1 protein-coding gene is annotated in these 709 nt (G+C 51.5%); it reads left to right on the top strand.

Going from position 1 to position 709, the window contains the following annotated elements; all coding sequences use genetic code 11:
• On the top strand, window positions 1-709 hold a 709-nt coding region (locus A3750_RS20040; RefSeq protein ID WP_156498777.1), incomplete at both ends, for an aldehyde dehydrogenase family protein.

Genomic DNA, 709 nt, shown 5'->3' on the forward strand with positions numbered 1-709 from the left:
CATTTGAATCGGGCGTTTGGGCTAATTTGCCGCCAACAGACAGAAAGGCGATTCTACTGAAGTTCGCTGACCTTATAGAAGACGCGATCGATGAGATCGCTTTGCTCGAGACATTGGATATGGGGAAGCCGATTAGCTTCTCGCTAGAGGATGACCTTTCCGGCACATTGCGGGCGATTCGTTGGACAGCAGAGGCAATTGACAAGGTTTATGATGAGCTTGCACCAACACCCAGTGATCAATTGGGTATGGTGACGAAAGAGCCGATTGGTGTCGTTGCCGCAATTGTTCCTTGGAACTTTCCATTGCTGATGGCTGCATGGAAATTCGCACCAGCGCTCGCGATGGGTAACTCGTTTATTCTCAAGCCTTCAGAGAAGTCGCCATTGACCGCGATTCGTATTGCCGAGTTGGCGAAACAGGCAGGTATTCCAGACGGCGTGTTTAACGTGCTTCCGGGCTTTGGACATACCGCGGGCCAAGCGTTGGCAGAACATATGAATGTCGATACATTAGCCTTTACCGGTTCAACTGGAGTGGCGAAGAAGCTAATGGTGTTTGCTGGTGAGTCGAATATGAAGCGGGTTTGGGCCGAGGCTGGCGGAAAATCACCAAACGTTGTTTTTGCTGATGCACCCGACTTGGATGCTGCTGCAGAAGCTGCCGCAGGAGCGATATGCTACAACCAGGGTGAAGTATGCACCGCAGG

The organism is Oleiphilus sp. HI0079 (assembly GCF_001635105.1).